The following is an 18,828-nucleotide window of genomic DNA, read 5'->3' as shown; positions in this document are numbered from 1 at the left end:
GGTGAAAAGATCCTGCCTTGTGCTTTAAATACACCCGCTTTACCCCCGCGCCTCCTGGCCCTGGCGAACCTGGTGCCGCCCGGGCGCGTGGTGGCGGATATCGGTACCGACCATGCCCTGCTCCCCATCCACTTGGTGGGGAGCGGGCGGGCGCCGCGGGCCATTGCCACCGACGTCAGCCCGGCCTCCCTGGCCAAGGCGCGGGCGGCGGTGGCGGCGGCAGGGCTCAGTGAACGCATCGCTCTGCGCCGCGGCTCCGGGCTCAGCACGCTTAGGCCCGGGGAAGCGGCGGTTCTGGTGCTGGCCGGTCTGGGAGGGCTCAGCATCGCCCAGATCCTGGCCGAAGGTTATGCGGCGGCCCGAGCGGCCGAACTGCTGCTCCTGCAGCCCATGCGCCACGCCGAGGAGCTGCGGCGCCGGCTCGCTGCGGATGGCTTCCGGCTGGCGAATGAAGTTCTGGCGCGGGAGAGGCAGCGCTTCTATGTCATCATGGCGGCGGAGCCGGGGCCGATGCCGGCGTACCCGGAGGCGCTCCTGGCCGTCGGGCCGCTCCTGGTGGCACGCCCGGACCCGCTCCTTAAACCATATCTTGAAATGCGTATCGCCCGCGAGCGAAGAATCTACGCGCGCATCGAAAAAGCAGCCTGCAGCGCTGCCGGGCGGGCGCGGGCGCGCCTGGCGCTAGAGCGCGTGCGGGCGTGGGAGGAGTTACTGGATGCCGGTGGCAGCAGCCCATGTGGCGGGCATCGTTGAGGAGCTGGCGCCGCGCCGGCTGGCCGAGGAGTGGGACAACCCCGGGTGGCAGCTGGGCGACCCGCGCCGCCTGGTAAAGAGCGTGTTGGTGGCCCTGGACCCTGCGCCGGCCGTCCTGGAGCGGGCCAGGGAGCTGGGGGCGGAGCTCGTCGTTACCCATCACCCGCTCGTTTTCCGGCCGCTCAAACACCTGCGCCTGGACCTCCCCGAAGAGGCCCTGGCGGCGGCCTTTTTAAACGCAGGCATCGCTGTCTACAGCGCCCACACCAACCTGGACAACGCCCCGGGTGGGACCTCGGACGTGCTGGCGGCGCGCCTCGGCCTGGAGAAGGTGGAGGTGCTGGCGCCGCGGGAAGCGGAGAAACTGTACAAGATCGTTACGTTCGTGCCGCCCGAGCACGTGGACGCCGTGCACCGGGCGCTTACGGCGGCAGGGGCGGGCTGGATCGGGAACTACAGCCACTGCAGCTTTCAGGTGGAAGGGACAGGGACATTCCTTCCCCTGGAAGGAACGAACCCCTTCATCGGCCGGCAGGGAGTGTTGGAGCGCGTGCACGAGGTCCGACTGGAAACCATCGTTCCCGCGCCCAAGCTGGGTGAGGCCGTAAGCCGTATGCTCAAGGCCCACCCCTACGAAGAAGTGGCCTATGACGTTTACCCCCTGGCCCGCGCGGGGCAGACCTACGGCTTAGGACGGGTGGGGGAACTTGCCGAGGCGCTGCCGCTGGCTGCGTTCGCGCAGCAGGTGAAAGAGGCCCTGGACCTCGCGGGGCTCTGGTATAGCGGCGACGGCGGGCAGCCGGTGCGTCGCGTGGCGGTGTGCGGCGGCAGCGGCGCCTCGCTGGCCGGGCGCGCCCGGGCCGCAGGTGCCGACGTGCTGGTGACGGGGGACGTAAAGTACCATGAGGCCCAGGCGGCGCGGTTGGGCAGGCTGGCCGTCATCGATGCCGGTCATGCCGGCACGGAAAACCCGGTAATAACGGCGCTGACGGCGCACCTGAAAGAAAGGCTGGCGGCAGAGGGCGTTCAGGTCAGTGCCTACCTTGCCCCGCCGGAACGGAGGTTCTGCTGAGATGAAGCTCATCCTGCATACCGACGGCGCCGCCCGCGGCAACCCGGGACCGGCCGGGATCGGGATCGTCATTCAGGACGAAGCGGGAACCACCCTGGCGGAGCTGGGCGAGTATATCGGCGAAACCACCAACAACGTGGCCGAGTACCGGGCGCTGCTCAGGGCGCTGCAGGAGGCCCGGCGCCTTGGCGCCGACAGCGTGGGGATTCGCGCCGATTCCGAGCTTCTGGTGCGGCAGGTGAACGGCCAGTACCGGGTGCGGCACCCTAACCTAGTGCCGCTGCACGCGGCGGTTATGGCCGAGCTTAAGGACTTTACCAGCTTTTCCATCGCTCACGTACCCCGAAAAGAAAACGCCCGCGCCGATGCCTTGGCCAACTGGGCGCTGGACCAGACGAAGCTTGCCCCCGGGAAGCTTTCCTAGCGGCAGGAAAAAATGTAAGGGGCGGGCAAAAGCATTGACTTTTTCCAGGGGTCGGTGCTAAACTGAGCTTGGAGCTGAATACAGCTGAGGGGAGTAGCTCGCAGAACCATCTGCACCACCCGGGCGACATGCTGGTGCGTTTGCACCCGCCGGGCGGACGAGGCGCAGCCTTGAGAGCCAGACCTTTGTTGCGGCCGCAGAGCAGCGGCTGTAAACAGGGGTCTTTTTTGTCGGGAGGGAGAAAAATGAACTGGAAGCTCTTCGGCGTCGCTTTTTCACTTCTTTTCCTGGCGGAGCTGGGGGATAAGACGCAGCTGGCGGTCTTCACCCTGGCCACCCAGCACCACGCACCGTGGCCCATCTTCTTCGGCGCCTCGGCGGCGCTCGTCCTGGTCACCTTCCTGGGCGCTTTCTTCGGGAGCCTGATCACCCGCTACGTCCCCGCGCAGTACGTGCAGCTGGCCGCCGGCCTGCTCTTCATCATCATGGGGGTGGGCGTTCTCTGGCAGGCCGCCCCGGCGGTGCGGCACGTCTTTGGCCTCCTGAAATGAAAACGGCGCAGCGGCGGCCCTCGTTCGGCCACCAAAGCGCTTCTGAGCCCCGTGGTGGTATGTGCGGGGCAGGGAAAGGGCTGACGGCACTTGCTTTTCCTGCTCCGAGCGTCCCAACCACGCGCGGTCACGTGTAAACCCGGCCGTTTCATTTTTGTGTCTGCTGCTTGGGACCGCATGTTTCAGGGTGTTGAGGGTCAGCGCAGAAAAGTTTGCGCGCGGGAGATAGGGACTATTGACAAGGATAAGCTTTCCAGTCATAATATAAGTAAGTTACTTAGTAATATACAAGGGTGGGAGAGAATGATCGGGAACAAGGCAGAGTACTTTCTCAAAACCCTGATTGCCTTGACCCGGCGGCAGGGTGAGGGTTATCTAACTTCTCGAGAGATCGCCGTCAGCCAGGACATACCCCCCAAGTACATGCCCCAGATCGTAGCCGAACTCGGACGGGTGGGGTGGGTGGAAACCAGCCGTGGTCCGAAGGGAGGCATCCGCTTGGCCGTAGACCCCAGGCGGATCGCGGTGGCCCAGGTGATCGACCTGGCCGAAGGGGGCTTTTCCATCAAGGGCTGTCTCTTTGCCGACCCCTCCTGCCGGCTCACCGCGAGCTGTCCCCTGTACCCGGTGTGGCAGGAAGCCCAAGCGGCGCTGGAGGCTGTCTTCCGGCGCTATACCATGGCCGATCTGGCCGCCCGAGTCGTAGCGGGGATGTACCGGAAGCCGGAAGCGGCGGAGGGAAATGGCGTTAAGGGAGCAGTGGATCAAAGGGACGGAGGTGATTCGGCCCGGCGGAAGTGAAAGGGGGTTTATTTCCAGCTATAAGGCCGACGAGCAATAAGGAGGACTGGAAATGGATGCCACCAAGAAGTTGGCGGAGCTGTTACAGCGAATCAATGCGAAGGAAGTCAGCAAGGAAGAGGCACGGCGCGTCTTGGCGGATATCGATCCGGTAGAGCTGTCGCTGGCGGAACAGAGGCTGCTTGAGGAGGGCATGACCCCGGAGGAGCTGCGCGGCCTGTGTGCGGCCCACATCGAGGCTTTGAGCGACGAGCTCAAGCGAATCAAGCTCAGAACCGGTCCCGGGCATCCCCTCCACACCCTGGTTTCGGAGCACGATGAGATCCTGGGGTTTCTAACGAAGCTGGAGGAGGTTGCAGCGCGCCTGGTGGCGCTTGCTGCCTGGGAGCGGGAGAACGAGGACTTTGAGCGGCTCAAGCGGCTGGCCGCTGAGCTGGTGGAGGCCGAAAAGCACCACGCCCGCGAGGAAGACGCCCTCTTTCCCGAACTCGAGCGGCGCGGCATCACCGGGCCGCCGCGGGTGATGCGCCTGGAGCACACCGCCCTCAGGGCGAAGAAAAAGCACCTTCTGGAGCTGGCCGCCCGGGTGGAGAGGATGGACTACGCCGCGTTCAAACACGACCTCAAGGGAACGGCGGAGTACATCATCTTCAACCTGCGCGACCACATCTTCAAGGAAAACACCATCCTCTATCCCGCTGCCCTTAAGGCCATTCCTGAACAGGAAGTCTGGGCAAGGATCAAGGAAGAGTCGGACAACATCGGTTACTGCTGCTTCACGCCGGGCTACCTGAAAGGCGAGACATCGGGGGCGGCCGAGCGCACGGGCGGCCTTAAGGTGCTCCACCTGGCGGAGCTGCCCCTCCTCACCTCACCGCGCGGCCCCAAGATCCGCCGTGTACTGGAAGAGCCGGCGGTGGCGGTGACCAACGTGCTCCTTGAACCCGGCCAGGAGCTTCCGGCCCACCAGACCCCGGTGGATGTCTTCTTCTACGTCCAGGCCGGCCGGGGGCAGGTGAGCATCGGCGCTGACAGCGCGGCCGTTTCCGCCGGCGACCTCGTCTTCAGCCCCAAGGACATCCCCCACGGCCTTAAGGCCGCGCCAGACGATACCTTCAGCGTCCTGGTGGTGAAGACGCCGAACCCCGCACCACAACACTAAGCATAGAACTACAGAAACGACCGCCCGGGGGCTTCACGGCGGTCGTTTGGTGTTCTGCCTACCTTCTCAGTTCTTCACCCGTATCAGTCGGTTCCAGGAAACAGGCAGCGAGGAACTTGGTATTCCGTGGCAGCGGTGCACCAAGAAAAAGCCCCGGGAAGCAGTGCGCTTACCGGGGCTCGCCATTCACTTTATAAAGCCCACGCGGGCTTTTTTTACGCATGAGCAGGCCTGTAAGCCGGGTTCTGTTGAAGATGACCATCTATCTAGGACGCCAGTTGCCTGACGCCTCGTGCGACCTTCCCGGGAAGTCGGCGGGCGACCTCATCCTTCCCCTACTAGGTCTTGCTCCGGGTGGGGTTTACCTAGCCGGCCAGTCGCCTGGCCGCTGGTGAGCTCTTACCTCACCGTTGCATCCTTGCCGCCGGCGCGGCGGTCTTCATTTCTGTGGCACTTTCCTTAGGGTCGCCCCCACTGGCCGTTAGCCAGCACCCTGCCCTGCGGAGCCCGGACTTTCCTCAGGCGCGGCCTTGCGGCGCTGCGCCCGCGGCCATCCGGCCTGCTCACCGTATACACTTGTCGTCCCGGCCGCTCGCCGTGCCGGGATCTTTATACTAACATGCTTTTGCTGCCTTGTCAAGGATGAGGGATTCAGCCGGGATCGTAGCGGCGACGGCTTTTTTCGGTTGGCCGTCTTCCTGCGCGAGCACGTCTACAACATCCCAGGTGTGGTCAAGGTTTCCACCCACCTCTTGCTGCAGCGTTTCAAGTCGGTGCTTTCCATATGCTGAAAGAACTTAGGATTCTCAGCCGCGGCGGGCAGGGCGCGGTGACGGCGGCCAAGGTCCTGGTGGCCGCCGCCATCGCTGAGGGCAAGTACGCGCAGGCTATCCCGAGCTTCGGCCAGGAGCGCAAGGGGGCGCCTGTTTTTACCTTTGCCCGCCTGGCGGACCGGCCCATCGGCAGCCACACTTATGTCTACACGCCGGACGCCGTGGTGGTTTTTGACTTCTTCGTTACCGAACTGGGTATTGATCCGGCGGAAGGTATTAAGCCGGGCAGTATTCTGGTCGGCAACAGCCACCTGACAGCAGCGGAGGTACCTCAGGCCGCGCGCTTCGCCCGGGTGGGCGTGGTGGATGCTTGGCAGGTCACGCAGGAAATCCTGGGTCGCGTGCCGCCCAATGCGGCCATGTTGGGTGCCCTGGCGCGCACCACGGGTTGGGTAGGGATCGACGCCGTCGCGGCGGCGCTTGAGGAATTCATGCCTGGCCGCAAGGGCGAGAAGAATGCTGCCTGTGCCCGGGCGGCCTACGAAAGGACGATCGTCGATGAAAAATAGTGCAGGTGGCCTGTTGCCACGTGGTGGTATCTACGCCACGGGCTTCGCCGATACCGAGACGGGTGCCTGGCGCCTGGAGCGTCCCGTGGTGGATGCGGAGCGCTGCAGCGGCTGTGGCCTCTGCAGCCGTTACTGCCCGGTGGGCATCATCACCATCGGGCGGCCGGCGCAGATCGATTACACCTACTGCAAGGGCTGTCTGCCCCCGACAGGCCCTCAGGATGGTGGAGGAGGGGAATGCACGTGGCTAAGGTCAGAGCCTTGGACGGCGATGCGGCGGTGGCCGAGGGCGTGCGCCTGGCCCGGCCGCAGGTGGTGGCGGCTTACCCCATCACCCCGCAGACGCCCATTGTGGAGCGCGTCGCCGACTTCATTGCGGAAGGGAAGCTGGCCGACGCCCGCTACATCGCTGTGGAGTCCGAGCATTCAGCCCTGAGCGCCGTGGTGGGCGCGGCGCTGGTGGGCACGCGGGTCTTTACGGCGACAGCAGGGGCCGGCCTGGCCCTGATGCACGAGGTGGTGGGAGTGGCCGCCGGGAACCGGCTGCCCATCGTGATGGCGGTGGCCAACCGCGCGCTCCCCAGCCCCTGGTCGCTGCAGACCGACCACTCGGACAGCATGGCCGAGCGCGACATGGGGTGGATCCAGCTTTACGCCGAGAATTGCCAGGAGGCGTTGGACTTCGTCCTGCTGGGCTACCGCTTGGCCGAGGCGGTGCGCCTGCCGGCCATGGTCTGCCTGGATGGGTTTTACGTCTCTCATGCCACCGAAGCGGTGAGCGTACCAGAGCAGGAAGAAGCCGATGACTTCTTACCGCCTTACCGGCGCGGACCGGTCTTTCTCGATCCCGACCAGCCCATGACGGTCAACCAGCTCACCTCGGCCGCCGTCTTCACCGAGATCAAAAACCAGCATAAGCTGGCGCTCGACCAGGCTTTGGCGCTCCTACTCAAGTTGGGCCAGGAGTTTGGCCGACACTTCGGGCGCTCCGCGGGCCGCCCGTGCCATGGTGAATATGGTTCGGCGGGGGCAGTTCCTCAAAAAGCTGGCCGTACAGGACAGAACCGCAGTCGTCCCGGCAGCGGCAACGGCCCGGGCTGAAGCGGAGGCGGCGCTGGCCCCTGCGCAGCAGGAGGGACGGAACGTAACGGAGCCGGAGGCGCGGGTGGTGCTGGGTGCCTTTGGGGTGCCCTTTGGCCCGGCCGAGCTGGCCCGCAATGCCGATGAAGCCGTCCGGGCGGCGGACAAGCTGGGCTACCCGGTGGTGCTCAAGGTGGTGGCCCCCGAGATTGTGCACAAGAGCGACGTGGGCGGGGTGAAGGTGAACCTGACCTCGGCCGCCGAGGTGCGGGCGGCCTTCAGCGACATCCTGGCGGCAGCGGAGGCGAAAGCGCCGGGAGCTCAGGTGGTGGGCGTACTGGTGACGCCCCAGGCGGCCCCCGGTGCGGAGCTTATCATCGGCGCCACGCGCGACCCGCAGTTCGGGCCTGTGGTGCTGGTGGGCTTCGGCGGCATCTTCGTTGAGGTGTTGAAGGACGTGAGCTTCCGCGTCGCTCCTTTAACGCGGGCGGAGGCACACGCCATGCTGGCGGAGCTCAAGCTCTACCCGCTTCTTACCGGGACCCGCGGCCAGGTGGCCTGCGACGTGGCGGCTTTAGAAGAACTGATCGTGCGGGTGGGTGAGGCCGTCACTCAGGTGCCGACCATCCGGGAGATCGACCTCAACCCAGTGCGGGTGTATGCCCAGGGGGCTTTCGCCCTGGACGCCCGAATCATTCTTTAGTAGGTACGGAAGCGGCCGACGTTATCCTGCCTTGCCGGTAGCGGCGGACGATGCAAAGCAGCGCGAAGCCCCGGAGCGCACAGGCTGCGCCCGGGGCTTCGCGTGTCCACAAGAGGCTCCTCGCGCTGAAGAGAGAGGTTGATTGGCGACGGTCGGCGGATAATAAAGTTTGCTTATCGGCCACAGCGGGCATGATAAGAAAGGCCTATGATTTTGTCCCTCCCCGGCGCTTTATAATAATTGGCAAGGGAGAAGACTGGAAGCGGCCGGCGCGGGTTCCGGCCACCAACCGGAGCGACCGGGGGAGGCAGGCAGAGTGAAGGTTGCCGTACTCACTTTTTCCTCGACACACGCCGCCCTCAGGGCGGAAAAGTGCTTGAAAGACAAGGGCGTAGCCGGGGACTTGGTCCCGGCGCCGCGCGAGATCACTGCCAGCTGCGGCCTGGCCTGGCTGGGGCCGAAAGACGCCGTGGAAGAGGCGCAGGCCCTCCTTGCCGCCTGCGGTGTGGAGGCGGAGGGGCTGCACGTCCTGGCACCGGAGGCGGCACGGCGCTGGGCCTGGCTGCTGGCGGCGAAGGAAGGGGAGCGGGATGGCGAAGCCTAAGATCTACTTCGATAACGCCGCCACCACCTGGCCGAAGCCGGAGGCGGTGTACCGGGCGGTGGAGGAGTTTATGGTGAACATCGGGGCCAACCCGGGCCGTTCCGGCCACGAATGCTCGCTCAACGCGGGCCGCATCCTCACCGAGACGCGGGAGAAGCTGGCGCAGCTCTTGCGGGCGCCCGCACCCGACCGCATCGTTTTTACCCTCAACTGTACCGATGCCCTGAACATGGCCCTCAAAGGGGTGCTGAGACCAGGCGACCACGTGGTAACGAGCGCCCTGGAGCACAACTCCATCCTGCGCCCGCTGGAAGGGCTCAGGGAGCGGGGCGTCATCGATTACACCGCGGTGCCGGCGAGCCCGGCGGGTGAGCTGGACCCGGCGGACTTTGCGAAGGCGGTGCGTCCCAAGACCCGGCTCATCGCCGTCACGCATGCCTCCAACGTCATCGGCAGCATAACCCCCTTGGCTGAGATCGGCGCCGTTGCGCGTGAAAGGGGGACGCTCTTTCTGGTGGATGCGGCCCAGACGGCCGGGGTGCTGCCGCTCGATGTCCGGCGGCTGGGAATCGACCTTCTCGCCTTTGCCGGGCACAAGGGGCTCCTCGGCCCCATGGGCACGGGCGGCCTCTACGTGCGCCCGGGCCTGGAGCTCGCTCCCTGGCGCGAGGGCGGCACCGGGAGCCGTTCGGAGCTTACCACCCAGCCGGACTTTTACCCCGATCACCTGGAGGCCGGCACGCCCAACACGCCCGGCTTGGCCGGACTGAACGCCGCCCTGGACTTCATCCTCGGTACCGGCGTGGCGGCCATCCAACAAAAAGAGCAGGCGCTCTTTGCGCGCCTGCATACGGGCTTGGCAGAAATTGCCGGGGTGAAGCTTTACGGCAGTCCGGACCTTACGCGGCGGGTGGCGGTGCTCTCCTTCACCCTGGCAGGGCACGACAACGCCGAGGTGGCGGCGTACCTCGACCGCCAATTCGGCATCATGTCGCGCCCGGGCCTGCAGTGTGCCCCCCTGGCCCACAAGGCCATCGGCACCTTCCCTGAAGGCACCGTCCGCTTCAGCCTCGGTTATTTCAATACCGAAGAAGAAGTCGACCAGGCCGTCCAGGCCGTCGCCGCCCTGGTGTAGCCGTACAGGCTCACCTTTGGATTCTGAACGCAGCCTTAGAGCTCTGCCCCAACAACCGGCCGCCCGTCTTATTCGTAGACGGCCAGCCTTTTTTCCACGTGGTCGAAGAGCACGGTGAGCCCGGTGGTGATGGCCAGGTAGTATAGCCCGGCCGCGATGTAAGCCTCCATGGAGCGGAGCGTGGCGGCGTCGATCTGCTTGGCCGTCCGCAAAAGTTCCACCATGGCCAGGGTGGAGACCAGGGAAGAGTCCTTCGTCAGGGCGATGATTTCGTTGCCCATGGGAGGAATCAGGCGGCGGTACGCCTGCGGCAGGACGACGTAGAGCATGGCCTGGAAGTAGGTCATGCCGAGCGAGCGCGCTGCTTCCATCTGGCCCTTGTCGATGGACTGGATGCCGGCCCGCACGATTTCAGCAATGTAAGCTCCGGCGCAGACGCTCATGCCGATAACGGCGGCTGGAAAGGGGTCGAGCCGTATCCCCACCTGCGGCAGGCCGTAGTAGATGAAGAATAGCTGTAGGAGCAGCGGCGTACCCCGGATGGCCCAGGTATAAAGGTAGGCCAGGCTGGAGACCACCCTGCTGCCGGAGATGCGGCCCAGGGCGGCGATGACGCCCAGGATGGTGCCGAAGAAGGTGGCGACAAGGGTGAGTTCGATGGTCATGACGGCCCCACGGGCGAGTATCGGCATGTAAGTGATGTAAAAAGAAAGATCCACGCTTCAGTTCCTCCTCGGGGCAAGCGGCGGGAGGCACGCTTTGTGCCTCCCGCTTCTTGTTACTGCGGCAGGTGCTTGGACATATCGGTACCGAACCAGCGCTCCGAGATCTTGGCGTAGGTGCCGTCGGCAATCATCGCTTTCAGCTCTTTGTTGATGGCGTCCAGCAGGGTGGTGTCTTCCTTACGGATCCCAATGCCGGTGGGTTCGTAAGAGAGGACGTCGTCCACAATCCGGAAGGCGCCCGGCTGGGTCTTCAGGTAGTAGTTGGCGGTGACGTCGTCGATGACCACGGCGTCCAGGCGGCCGATGTTGAGGTCGTTGATGGCCTCGGTGAAGGCGTCGAAGGTCTTGAGTTCTTTTACGTTCTTAAGCTCGCGCTTGGCGGCTTCCTCGCCGGTGCTCCCGAGCTGGGTCCCGACCACTTTGCCCGCCAGGTCCGCCCGGCCGTTTATGCTCTTGTTATCGCTCTTGGTGATGATGATCTGGGCGCCGGCGACGTAGGGTATGCTGAAGTTGATCTCCTTCTTCCGTTCTTCGGTAATGCTCATTCCGGACCAGATGACGTCAAACTTCTTGGACTTTAAGGAGGGGATTACGCCGGACCACTCGGTGGGCTGCCACTCCATCTTTACCCCGAGGCGCTGCGCCAGTTCATTGCCCAGGTCGATGTCGAAGCCGACCAGTTCGTTCTTTTCATTGCGGAAGCCGAAGGGTGGAAAGGCGTCGTCCAGGCCGGCCACCAGTTTTCCCGCCGCCTTTACGCGGGCCAGCGCGTCTTGGGCGGCCGGGGCCTGCCCTTCGGGTGCTTGTCCCTGCCCCGCCGCCGGTTGGGCCGGCTCCGGTTTACTGCACCCGGCCGCACCCAGCGCTGCAGCCAAGAGGAAAACGAGCAGGAGTGCAGTCGCGGCTTTTTTGCCGAAACTCATATTCTTCCCCAACCCCTCTCAAGTAATTCATCGATGCTACCATTTTAATAGGTTAAAGCAATAAAGTCAAGGGGCTGATCGCTAAAAAACCCCGGCTGATGCCGGGGTGGGTGTGGAACGGTCAACGCCGCCGGGCGAGGAGGCCGGCTAGGGCTATTGAACAGAGCTTGGCGTCGGCGCTGTCACTGCGCGAGGTCATCACCAGGGGTACGCGGGCGCCAACCACCGCCGCAGCGCAGCGGAAGTGGGCGAAGTGCACCAGTGCCTTGTGCAGGACGTTGCCGGTCTTCATGTCCGGGGTGAGGATAATATCGGCGCGGCCGGCCACCGGCCCGCCGATGCCCTTGTGGCGGGCGGCCTCCGGGGAGACGGCGTTGTCCAAGGCCAGGGGGCCGTCCACGACGGCGCCGCGGAGCTCGCCGCGGTCGGCCATCTTGGCAAGGGCTGCTGCGTCCAGGGTCTCCGGCATATCCGGGTTGACGAACTCCAGCGCCGCCAAGGGTGCCACCCGCGGCTCTTCTATCCCCAGAGCGTGGGCTACAGCGAGGGCGTTTTCCAGGATCGCTTTCTTCTGCTTCAGGTCGGGCGCGATATTAATGGCGCAGTCGGTGATCAAGAGGAGTTTTTCCGCCTCCGCCCAGTCGAAGATACTGATCTGGCTGATGAGCCTGCCGGTGCGCAGGCCCTTTTCTTTATCCAGCACCGGGTGCAGGAAGGTGGCGGTGGGCAGCAGCCCCTTCATGAGAAAGTCGGCCTCGCCGGCGTTCACCGCGGCCACCGCCCGGACGGCGCTTTCCGCCGGATCGGCCGCCGGGACGATGCTGTAGTGGGCCGGGTCTTCGCCTATCTCCCGGAGCGCGGCCTCGACTGCCGCCGGTTCACCGCACAGCACTCCTTCCGCCAGGCCCAGCCGCCGGGCCTCCGCCACGGCGGCCAGCACCTCCGGGTCGGCCGCCTGCGCCACCGCCACGCGGGCGGGTTCCCCTGCGCCGGCCGCGTGAATTACTTCTTTCAGACTCCGGAACATGCTCTTCCCCCTTTGTGCTCTTTCCGGTCTTATAACCTAATTCGCTCCATGGTGCCGGCCTTCCTTCCCCGTTTCACGCTTCCGGCACGTACTCTTGGGCCGCGTCTCGCCCCTCCAGTACGGCCAGGGCGCCTTCCGCCAGGGCCAGCAGCTCGTCTTCCCCGGGATAAACATGGAGGGGAGCGATAAAGCGCACGCGCTCCTTGATCCAGTCGAGGAGAAGCTCGGAGTGGGCCAGGCCGCCGGTGAAGAAGATGGCGTCCACCTGTCCCTTGAGCACCGTGGCCATGGCGCCGATCTCCTTGGCCACCTGGTAGGCCATGCCTTCGTAAACGAGGCGGGCGTTCTCGTCGCCGGCGGCGATGCGCGCCTCCACCTCGCGGGCGTCTTGTGTCCCCAGGTAGGCCGTGAGGCCGCCGCCGGTGGTGAGGAGGCGGTAGATCTCGGCCCGGCTGTAGCGCCCGGAAAAACACAGGTCCACCAGGGCGGCGGTGGGGAGGGTCCCGGCGCGCTGGGGAGAGAAGGGGCCGTCGCCGTCCAAGGCGTTGTTGGCGTCGATCAGGCGGCCGCGGGCGTGGGCGGCCACCGAGATGCCGCCGCCCAGGTGGGTGCCGATAAGGTTGAGATCGCTGTAGCTCAGCCCCAGGTCGTGCGCCAGGCGCCTGCCCACGGCCCGCTGGTTGAGGAAGTGGAAACTCGAGCGGCGCGGGAGCTCCGGCAGGCCCGAGAGGCGGGCCAGGGGCTGAAATTCATCGCTCGAGGGGGCGTCCACCACCAGGGCCAGGGCGCCTCCAGGTACTGCCAGCTCTGCCGCCAGGGCCGCCCCCAGGTTGCAGGGGTGGGTGCCGTAGCGGCAAGCGAGCAGGTCGGCAATCATGGCCGCGTTTACCCGGTACGGCCCGCCGGGGAGCGGCCGCATCACCCCGCCCCGGCTCACCACGGCGGCGAGCTCGGGAAGCCTTACCCCCTGCTGGGCCAGGAAGCCTTCCACCGCCGCGCGGCGATAAGGAAGCTGCGCCTTAGGGTCCGGGAAAGCGGCCAGCTCCTCCCGCGGGTGGGCGATGTTCACCCGCGCCAGCTCCTGACCGCCCTGAAAGAGGCCCAGCTTGGTCGAGGTGGAACCGGGATTGAGCGCGAGAATGAGCGCCTTTTTCTCCATCTTGCCTGCTCCCTTCCTGTGTTATCTGTTGGTGATGGCTCATGCGGCGACGGCAGGGAGCCCACCGTCAAGCGGAGGCTTCCTGCCGGGTGAGGGTTTAGATCAACCCTGCACCCGTCGCTCCCACGATGAGAAACGCCAGGAGCACGATCCACACCAGGGCGATGAGAACGCCGGGTTTAAACATGTCCAGCATTTTGTAATAGCCGTAGGGGTAGGTTACGAGCGGGATGGGGTCCAGCGGCAGGAGGAAGACACAGGAGGCCGTAAAGGCGATGGGGATGACGAGAGCGGCCGGGTTGACGCCCATACCTGCCGCCAGCACGGCCAGGGCGGGGATCATTACGGCGAGAAGACCGGTAGCCACCGGAATGAGCAGGTGCGAGAAGACGCCGAAGGCTGCAATGATGAGAACGAGGGTGAGGAGGCTGGTGTGGCCGAGACCGCCGAGAATCCCGGTTGCCAGCCACTTGGCCGCTCCCAGCTTCCAGAGCGAGAGTGCCAGGGAGTTGGCGGCGCCCACCAGGAGGATGACATCCCAGCCGATGCGGCCGCTCGCCTCTTTCCAGTTCAGGAGGTTGACTCCCGGCGCGAAAAAGAGGGCGGCAGTGGCCACTGCAACGAAGGGCGCGGGGATGCGGTGGAAGGGTTCGGTGAACCAGAGAACGATGGTCACGGCAAAGATACCCACAAATCTCTTCTCCCCTGCGCTGAGGGGCCCCAGCCGGCGCAGGTCCGCGCGCACCTTGTCCAGTCCGCTGACCTCCTTGATTTCAAAGGGTACCACCCAGGTTAAGATGAGCCAGGCGATGGGCGTTAGAATAAGCACCAAGGGGATGCCCAGCGCTGACCACTGTAAGAAGTTCACATTCACATGAGCGGTATCTTTAAGCAGCCCGAGGGCCATGACGTTGATGCCGCTCCCGGCCGGGGTGCCGATACCGCCGATGGAGGCAGCGATGGGAATTCCCATCATCACCGCGCGGCCGAAGTTGCTCTTGCCGGGCAGGCACCCGGTGCGCTCCAACAGCCCCAGCGCGATGGAAGCGAACATTACGGCGGTCGGGATGTCGGCCAGGACCATGGACAGGATGGCTGTGGGCAGCATGAAGCTCAAAAGGACGTACCTTGGATTGCTTCCGGCCAAACCGGCCAACCAGAGGGACAGCCGCCGGCCAAGGCCGGATTCTTCAAATGCCGTGGCGATAAGGAACATGGCCATGATGAAGAAGATCGTAGGCGTGGAGAAGTTGGTCACCGCTTCGCCCAGGGGGTAAATTCCGAGCGGCCCCTGAAGGAAAACGAAAAGCACGGACGCGATGCCGATGGGGATGACCTCCAGCACCCAGGTGAGCACCGCCGCCACCATAAGGGCGAGGGCTTTCTGGGCCGCCGGCGTCAGCCCCGCCGGTGTGGGCAGGGTGACCAGCACCAGGTAGAGGGCGGAGATACCCAAGAGCTGAAGGAGCTTCTTAGGCGAAAAACGGGCGTCGGCGGACGACAGGGCCGGACCGACGGTAACAGAGCCATCTGCGCGGGTCACAGGCTTTCTCCCCTTCTTCTTACAGCTTTACTTCAGGTGCGCCAGGAGCTTTTCGTACTCACTATCCACAAGCTGCTGAAGCTTTGCTTCCTGTTCCGGGGTGAGCGCGCGGAAGCGCCCCTGCAGCCTTAGATACTCGCCAATGGGTTTGGGATCCTTGACTTCTACAGTGAGGCGCCAGTCGCCGTCCACCACTTCCACCAGGTTCCAAGCGCGGGTCTGGACGGCCGCTTTAGCCACCGCAATGGTCAGGGCAGGATCGAACCGCCAGCCGGTGGGGCAGGGGGTACTGATGTGCAGATAAGCCGGGCCCTTTTCCCGGGCCGCCTGAACGGCGGCGGTCAACTTGCGGGCCAGATCGTTCACATAGCCGGCCGAGGCCGTGGCTGCGTACGGGATGCGGTGGGCTGCAGCGATCTCGAGCATATTCTTACCCAGGCCCTCTTTTCCGGCCGGCGTAGTGGTGGTCCAGGCGTCGGGGAAGGTGGAGGCGCTGCCCTGGATACCGGTGTTCATATACGCCTCGTTGTCATAGCAAACATAAAGGATATGGTCGCCGCGTTCGAACGCCGCCGAGAGGGCCTGCAGGCCGATGTCCACGGTGGCCCCGTCGCCGGCGAAGCCGACCACGTTAATCCCTTCTTTGCCGAGGACTTCCAGCCCGGCCCGGATGCCGGCGGCATAGGCGGCAGTGTTTTCCAGGTTGCCCTGGAACACGGGAACCTTAACCACGGTTTCAGCGCCGAACCCCGAAAGAAGGGCGGCGCAGCCGGGGGGGATCACTACAATGGACTGGGGCCCGGCCGCCTTGAGGAGATAACGGGCCGCGAGTTCCATGCTGCAGCCGGCGCAGGTACTGATACCATGGGCCATCAGGTGCTTAGCGGGTGATTCTACTTTCAGCACTCTTTTTCACCTCCTACTTCTGCCTGGTTGACGTCGATCCAGGCGCTTACCCCTTGGCCGGAGCCTTTTTCGGCCGCCGCCAGGGCGCGCGCCAGCGTGGCGGGCATCACATCGCGTCCTCCCAGGCCGGCCACGTAGCCAAAGAGTTGCGGCGCTGGAGACAGGCCGGCCAGAGCCGCTTTCACCTCCGTGAAGAGCGGCGCCGTGTCGCTTCCCAGGCCGGCGCTGCGGTCGAAGACAAGCACCCTTTTCCTACCCGTAAGCGCAGCGCGGATCTTGGCGGCCGGGAAGGGCCGGAAGCTCCTGATCCGCAGCAGGCCGAGCCTTTCGCCCAGAGCGCGGCGCTCGTCCACCAGGCCTTTCATTGTACCGGCCACCGAGCCGAGCACCACGAGCGCGGTTTCGGCATCGGCCAGCCGGTACTCTTCCACCAGTCCATAGGTGCGTCCCGTCAGCCGCCCGTACTCTGCGCCCACCTCCTCAATCACCGTAAGGGCGTTCGCGAAAGCTTCCTTCTGCTGGTAGCGAAGCTCGGTAAAGAGGGTGGGAGGGGTGAGGTCGTCGATGACCAGGGGCGAAGCCGGATCCAGATAGGCGTTCTTGGGCTCGTAGGGCGGGAGGAAGGCGTCCACAACCTCCTGCGCCGGCACCGCCACGGCCTCCGAGTTGTGGGAGACGAAGAACCCGTCCTGGCAGACCATGATGGGAAGGAGCACGCGCGGGTCCTCGGCGATCTTGTAGGCCATGAGCACGCTGTCAAACACTTCCTGGACGTTTTCCACGTAAAGCTGCAGCCAACCTGAATCGCGCTCGGCCATGGCGTCCTGGTGGTCGGCCCACAGGCTCCAGGGGGCCGCCAGGGCGCGGTTGACCACCGGCATGACGATGGGCGCGCGTACTCCGGAAGCTACGCCCAGCACCTCGTGCATGAGCGCCAGGCCTACAGAAGAGGTAGCGGTGCCGGCCCGCGCCCCCACCAGGCAGGCGCCGACGGCGGCTGAGAGGGCGGAGTGCTCCGACTCGACGCGCATGAACTTCTTAGGATAGGAGCCCTGCGCCGCAAACTCGGACATGGCCTCGGCGATGGGGCTCTGGGGCGTGATGGGGTACATGGCTGCCACCTGCACGCGGGCCATCTGCATGGCCAGCGCGGCGGCACTGTTGCCGTCGAGCAGCCGGCGCTTTACGGCCATTAGCCTTCTCTCCTTTCGGGCTGCATGGCAAGGGCGCCCTTCGGGCAAACGTTGGCGCAGATGCCACAGCCCTTGCAGTACGTGTAGTCAATGTGGAATTCCTCTTTGCCCACCGTGATCACATCGAGCGGGCAGTGCTGAGCGCAGATGCCGCAGGCGATGCACCTTTCCTTAACAAGTTCTGGGCGCACATCGCGCCAGGAGCCGGTAGGGCTGGCCTTAAAGACGGTGGCCACCGGCCCCAGGTATTTAGTTGGTACGGCGGGTTTCGCGGTAGGCGCGTTCGGCTGCGCGGGCATTGATTTCTCCTGCCTTTCCTTTGAATGTTTCAGCGATGGCGGCACAGACGTCGTCCAGCGAAACGATGTCTGCCACCTGGGCGAAGGCGCCCAGCATGGCGGCATTCGGGATGTCGCGACCAGTTTCCGCCAGGGCGACGGCGGAGGCGTTGACCTCATACACGGGCCGGTTGCCTGCGAGGGTGCGAAGGCGGGCCGCGGCTTCGTCGCGGCTGTTCACCACCAAGATCGTGTCCGGCCCGGTGCCTTCGAGGACAGCAATACCCTGGTCAATAACCGAGGGCGCAAAGACGAGGACAACGTCCGGCCGGTAGACAAAACACTTTTCCTTGATGGGAGCGGCGGCAAGGCGCAGGTAGGCGTACACCGGTGCGCCGCGTCGTTCGTGCCCGTAGGCCGGCAGCGCCTGGGCATAGAGCCCGGCGTGGACCACTGCGGCCTTGGCCAGCAGCTTGGCGGCGGTAACCACGCCCTGCCCGCCCAAACCGTACAGTTTTAGTTCCACAAAACCAACCTCCTCATTTGTAAGTGGTGCGCCCGCAAGGCATCCTGAGGTCGTGGCGGCAGGCCCTGCTTCAGCCCTCGGGAGCGCCCAGCATGGTCGATGCATCGCGCGCAGCCTGCTTCACTCGTGCGATGAGCTCAGGGCGGTCTTTGAGGCGGGAGGCGGGCCCCGAGATGCTGAGCGCCGCCACGAGTTCCCCCCGCCGGCCGAAAACGGGCGCGGCGAGGCAGTAGAGGCCGAGTTCGATCTCCTCGTTGTCGCAGCTGAAGCCGCGGTTGAAAATGGCTTCGAGTTCGGCGCCGAGGCGCGCCCGGTCGGTGATGGTGTTGGAGGTGTAGGTTTTAAGCTCAAGGTTCTCTAGCAGAGCCGCGCGCTCCTGGGGGGGCGCATACGCCAGGAGTACCTTACCGGTGGCGGTGCAGTAGAGCGGGGCCTGCCAGCCCACGTGGGAGGTCATACGAATAGCGCTTTGCGACTCCACCTTGTCAATGAAAAGGGCCTTCCCTCCCTCCCGAATAACCAGGTGAGCTGTTTCTCCTGTTTCGTCGCGCAGCCTCACCAGGACAGGCCGCACCAACGGCCGAAAGTCCAGAAGGTCCAGCGCCCGCCCGGCCACCGCCACTGCCTTAAGGCCGAGCCGGTACTTGCCGGTGGCTGGGTTTTGCGCGGCGAAGCCATGCGCCTCCAGGGTGGTAAGGAGGCGGTGAACGGTGCTTTTGGCCAGTCCCAAGCGCCGCGCCAGGTCGGCGACGCCGAGCTCCTTCTCGGCGCCTAAAAGCTCCAGAATGGTTAGGGCATTGGATACCGACTGGAGGAGAACTGAATTATCCTGCACGAGCCTCACCTCGTTCTTCTATACGGAACACCATTCTTACATAAGGAATCTTCGTCACCGCAGGCCGGGAATCCTTCCGCCCGGCA

General features: G+C 64.9%; 21 protein-coding genes, 1 other RNA gene and 1 pseudogene. 12 read left to right on the top strand and 11 right to left on the bottom strand.

Translation table 11 applies throughout. The annotated features are described in order from the left end of the window. The first annotated feature begins 9 nt into the window (after window positions 1-9). The 6 genes from K5554_RS12090 (at window position 10) to K5554_RS12065 (ending at window position 4,763) form a co-directional block, all read left to right on the top strand. Entirely contained in the window at window positions 10-753 is a 744-nt protein-coding gene (locus tag K5554_RS12090) for a tRNA (adenine(22)-N(1))-methyltransferase TrmK (RefSeq protein ID WP_370636988.1), read from the top strand. Continuing rightward, entirely contained in the window at window positions 716-1,825 is a 1,110-nt protein-coding gene (locus K5554_RS12085) for a Nif3-like dinuclear metal center hexameric protein (protein WP_221038710.1), read from the top strand. Before K5554_RS12090 ends, K5554_RS12085 begins: the two co-directional genes overlap by 38 nt. Window position 1,826: 1 nt before the next feature. Continuing rightward, a complete protein-coding gene (locus K5554_RS12080; RefSeq protein WP_221038709.1) occupies window positions 1,827-2,249 on the top strand; it encodes a ribonuclease HI family protein in 423 nt (140 codons plus the stop codon). Between the two features lie 245 nt (window positions 2,250-2,494). Further along, entirely contained in the window at window positions 2,495-2,800 is a 306-nt protein-coding gene (locus K5554_RS12075) for a TMEM165/GDT1 family protein (protein ID WP_221038708.1), read from the top strand. Between the two features lie 303 nt (window positions 2,801-3,103). Further along, entirely contained in the window at window positions 3,104-3,601 is a 498-nt protein-coding gene (locus K5554_RS12070; protein WP_221038707.1) for an Rrf2 family transcriptional regulator, read from the top strand. A gap of 52 nt (window positions 3,602-3,653) precedes the next feature. Next, window positions 3,654-4,763, top strand: a complete 1,110-nt coding sequence (locus tag K5554_RS12065; protein WP_221038706.1) for a DUF438 domain-containing protein — start codon at window positions 3,654-3,656, stop codon at window positions 4,761-4,763. A 218-nt stretch (window positions 4,764-4,981) separates the two neighbouring features. Here the strand turns inward: K5554_RS12065 and rnpB are convergent. Further along, window positions 4,982-5,329, bottom strand: an RNA gene (gene rnpB, locus K5554_RS12060) — RNase P RNA component class A. Between the two features lie 218 nt (window positions 5,330-5,547). Between rnpB and K5554_RS12055 the strand changes: the two genes are divergently transcribed. From K5554_RS12055 to K5554_RS12035, 6 genes and pseudogenes are all read left to right on the top strand, one after another. Next, complete coding sequence (locus K5554_RS12055) at window positions 5,548-6,105, top strand: 2-oxoacid:acceptor oxidoreductase family protein (protein WP_221038705.1); 558 nt, start codon at window positions 5,548-5,550, stop codon at window positions 6,103-6,105. Further along, window positions 6,053-6,244, top strand: a pseudogene (locus K5554_RS14760) (4Fe-4S binding protein); the annotation flags it as partial. The gene K5554_RS12055 and the pseudogene K5554_RS14760, both read left to right, overlap by 53 nt. Window positions 6,245-6,348: 104 nt before the next feature. Continuing rightward, a complete protein-coding gene (locus K5554_RS14460; protein WP_255565400.1) occupies window positions 6,349-7,206 on the top strand; it encodes a hypothetical protein in 858 nt (285 codons plus the stop codon). Beyond that, complete coding sequence (locus tag K5554_RS12045) at window positions 7,112-7,888, top strand: acetate--CoA ligase family protein (RefSeq protein ID WP_370636900.1); 777 nt, start codon at window positions 7,112-7,114, stop codon at window positions 7,886-7,888. The genes K5554_RS14460 and K5554_RS12045 overlap by 95 nt, the downstream gene beginning before the upstream one ends. 316 nt (window positions 7,889-8,204) lie before the next feature. Further along, window positions 8,205-8,492, top strand: a complete 288-nt coding sequence (locus tag K5554_RS12040) for a DUF3343 domain-containing protein (RefSeq protein ID WP_221038702.1) — start codon at window positions 8,205-8,207, stop codon at window positions 8,490-8,492. Further along, on the top strand, window positions 8,479-9,627 hold the full coding sequence (locus K5554_RS12035; protein WP_221038701.1) for an aminotransferase class V-fold PLP-dependent enzyme: 1,149 nt from the start codon (window positions 8,479-8,481) through the stop codon (window positions 9,625-9,627). The genes K5554_RS12040 and K5554_RS12035 overlap by 14 nt, the downstream gene beginning before the upstream one ends. A gap of 68 nt (window positions 9,628-9,695) precedes the next feature. Here the strand turns inward: K5554_RS12035 and K5554_RS12030 are convergent, their stop codons facing one another. The 10 genes from K5554_RS12030 to K5554_RS11985 form a co-directional block, all read right to left on the bottom strand. Continuing rightward, window positions 9,696-10,346 (bottom strand): amino acid ABC transporter permease, encoded by a 651-nt coding sequence (locus tag K5554_RS12030; RefSeq protein ID WP_305038860.1) that lies wholly within the window; start codon window positions 10,344-10,346, stop codon window positions 9,696-9,698. A 59-nt stretch (window positions 10,347-10,405) separates the two neighbouring features. Next, the gene (locus K5554_RS12025; RefSeq protein ID WP_221038700.1) at window positions 10,406-11,275 is read right to left on the bottom strand and encodes an amino acid ABC transporter substrate-binding protein; all 870 of its coding nucleotides are present in this window, start codon (window positions 11,273-11,275) and stop codon (window positions 10,406-10,408) included. Window positions 11,276-11,396: 121 nt separating this feature from the next. Then, on the bottom strand, window positions 11,397-12,302 hold the full coding sequence (locus K5554_RS12020; RefSeq protein WP_221038699.1) for a bifunctional enoyl-CoA hydratase/phosphate acetyltransferase: 906 nt from the start codon (window positions 12,300-12,302) through the stop codon (window positions 11,397-11,399). Between the two features lie 73 nt (window positions 12,303-12,375). Further along, entirely contained in the window at window positions 12,376-13,461 is a 1,086-nt protein-coding gene (gene buk, locus K5554_RS12015; protein WP_221038698.1) for a butyrate kinase, read from the bottom strand. A gap of 97 nt (window positions 13,462-13,558) precedes the next feature. Then, the gene (locus tag K5554_RS12010) at window positions 13,559-15,004 is read right to left on the bottom strand and encodes a DASS family sodium-coupled anion symporter (protein ID WP_255565399.1); all 1,446 of its coding nucleotides are present in this window, start codon (window positions 15,002-15,004) and stop codon (window positions 13,559-13,561) included. 27 nt (window positions 15,005-15,031) lie between these two features. Beyond that, window positions 15,032-15,910, bottom strand: a complete 879-nt coding sequence (locus tag K5554_RS12005; protein WP_255565398.1) for a thiamine pyrophosphate-dependent enzyme — start codon at window positions 15,908-15,910, stop codon at window positions 15,032-15,034. Continuing rightward, complete coding sequence (porA, locus tag K5554_RS12000; RefSeq protein ID WP_221038697.1) at window positions 15,904-17,103, bottom strand: pyruvate ferredoxin oxidoreductase; 1,200 nt, start codon at window positions 17,101-17,103, stop codon at window positions 15,904-15,906. The genes K5554_RS12005 and porA overlap by 7 nt, the downstream gene beginning before the upstream one ends. Then, window positions 17,103-17,402, bottom strand: a complete 300-nt coding sequence (locus K5554_RS11995; protein WP_221038696.1) for a 4Fe-4S binding protein — start codon at window positions 17,400-17,402, stop codon at window positions 17,103-17,105. Before K5554_RS11995 ends, porA begins: the two co-directional genes overlap by 1 nt. Further along, window positions 17,353-17,907, bottom strand: a complete 555-nt coding sequence (locus tag K5554_RS11990) for a 2-oxoacid:acceptor oxidoreductase family protein (protein ID WP_255565397.1) — start codon at window positions 17,905-17,907, stop codon at window positions 17,353-17,355. The genes K5554_RS11995 and K5554_RS11990 overlap by 50 nt, the downstream gene beginning before the upstream one ends. A 70-nt stretch (window positions 17,908-17,977) precedes the next feature. After that, window positions 17,978-18,742, bottom strand: coding sequence for an IclR family transcriptional regulator (locus K5554_RS11985; protein WP_221038694.1), 765 nt, complete (start codon window positions 18,740-18,742; stop codon window positions 17,978-17,980). Window positions 18,743-18,828: the final 86 nt, after the last annotated feature.

It is taken from the genome of Gelria sp. Kuro-4 (genome assembly GCF_019668485.1).
Lineage (GTDB): Bacteria > Bacillota > DTU030 > DUMP01 > DUMP01 > DUMP01.
This window is presented reverse-complemented; position numbering and strand designations above follow the sequence as displayed.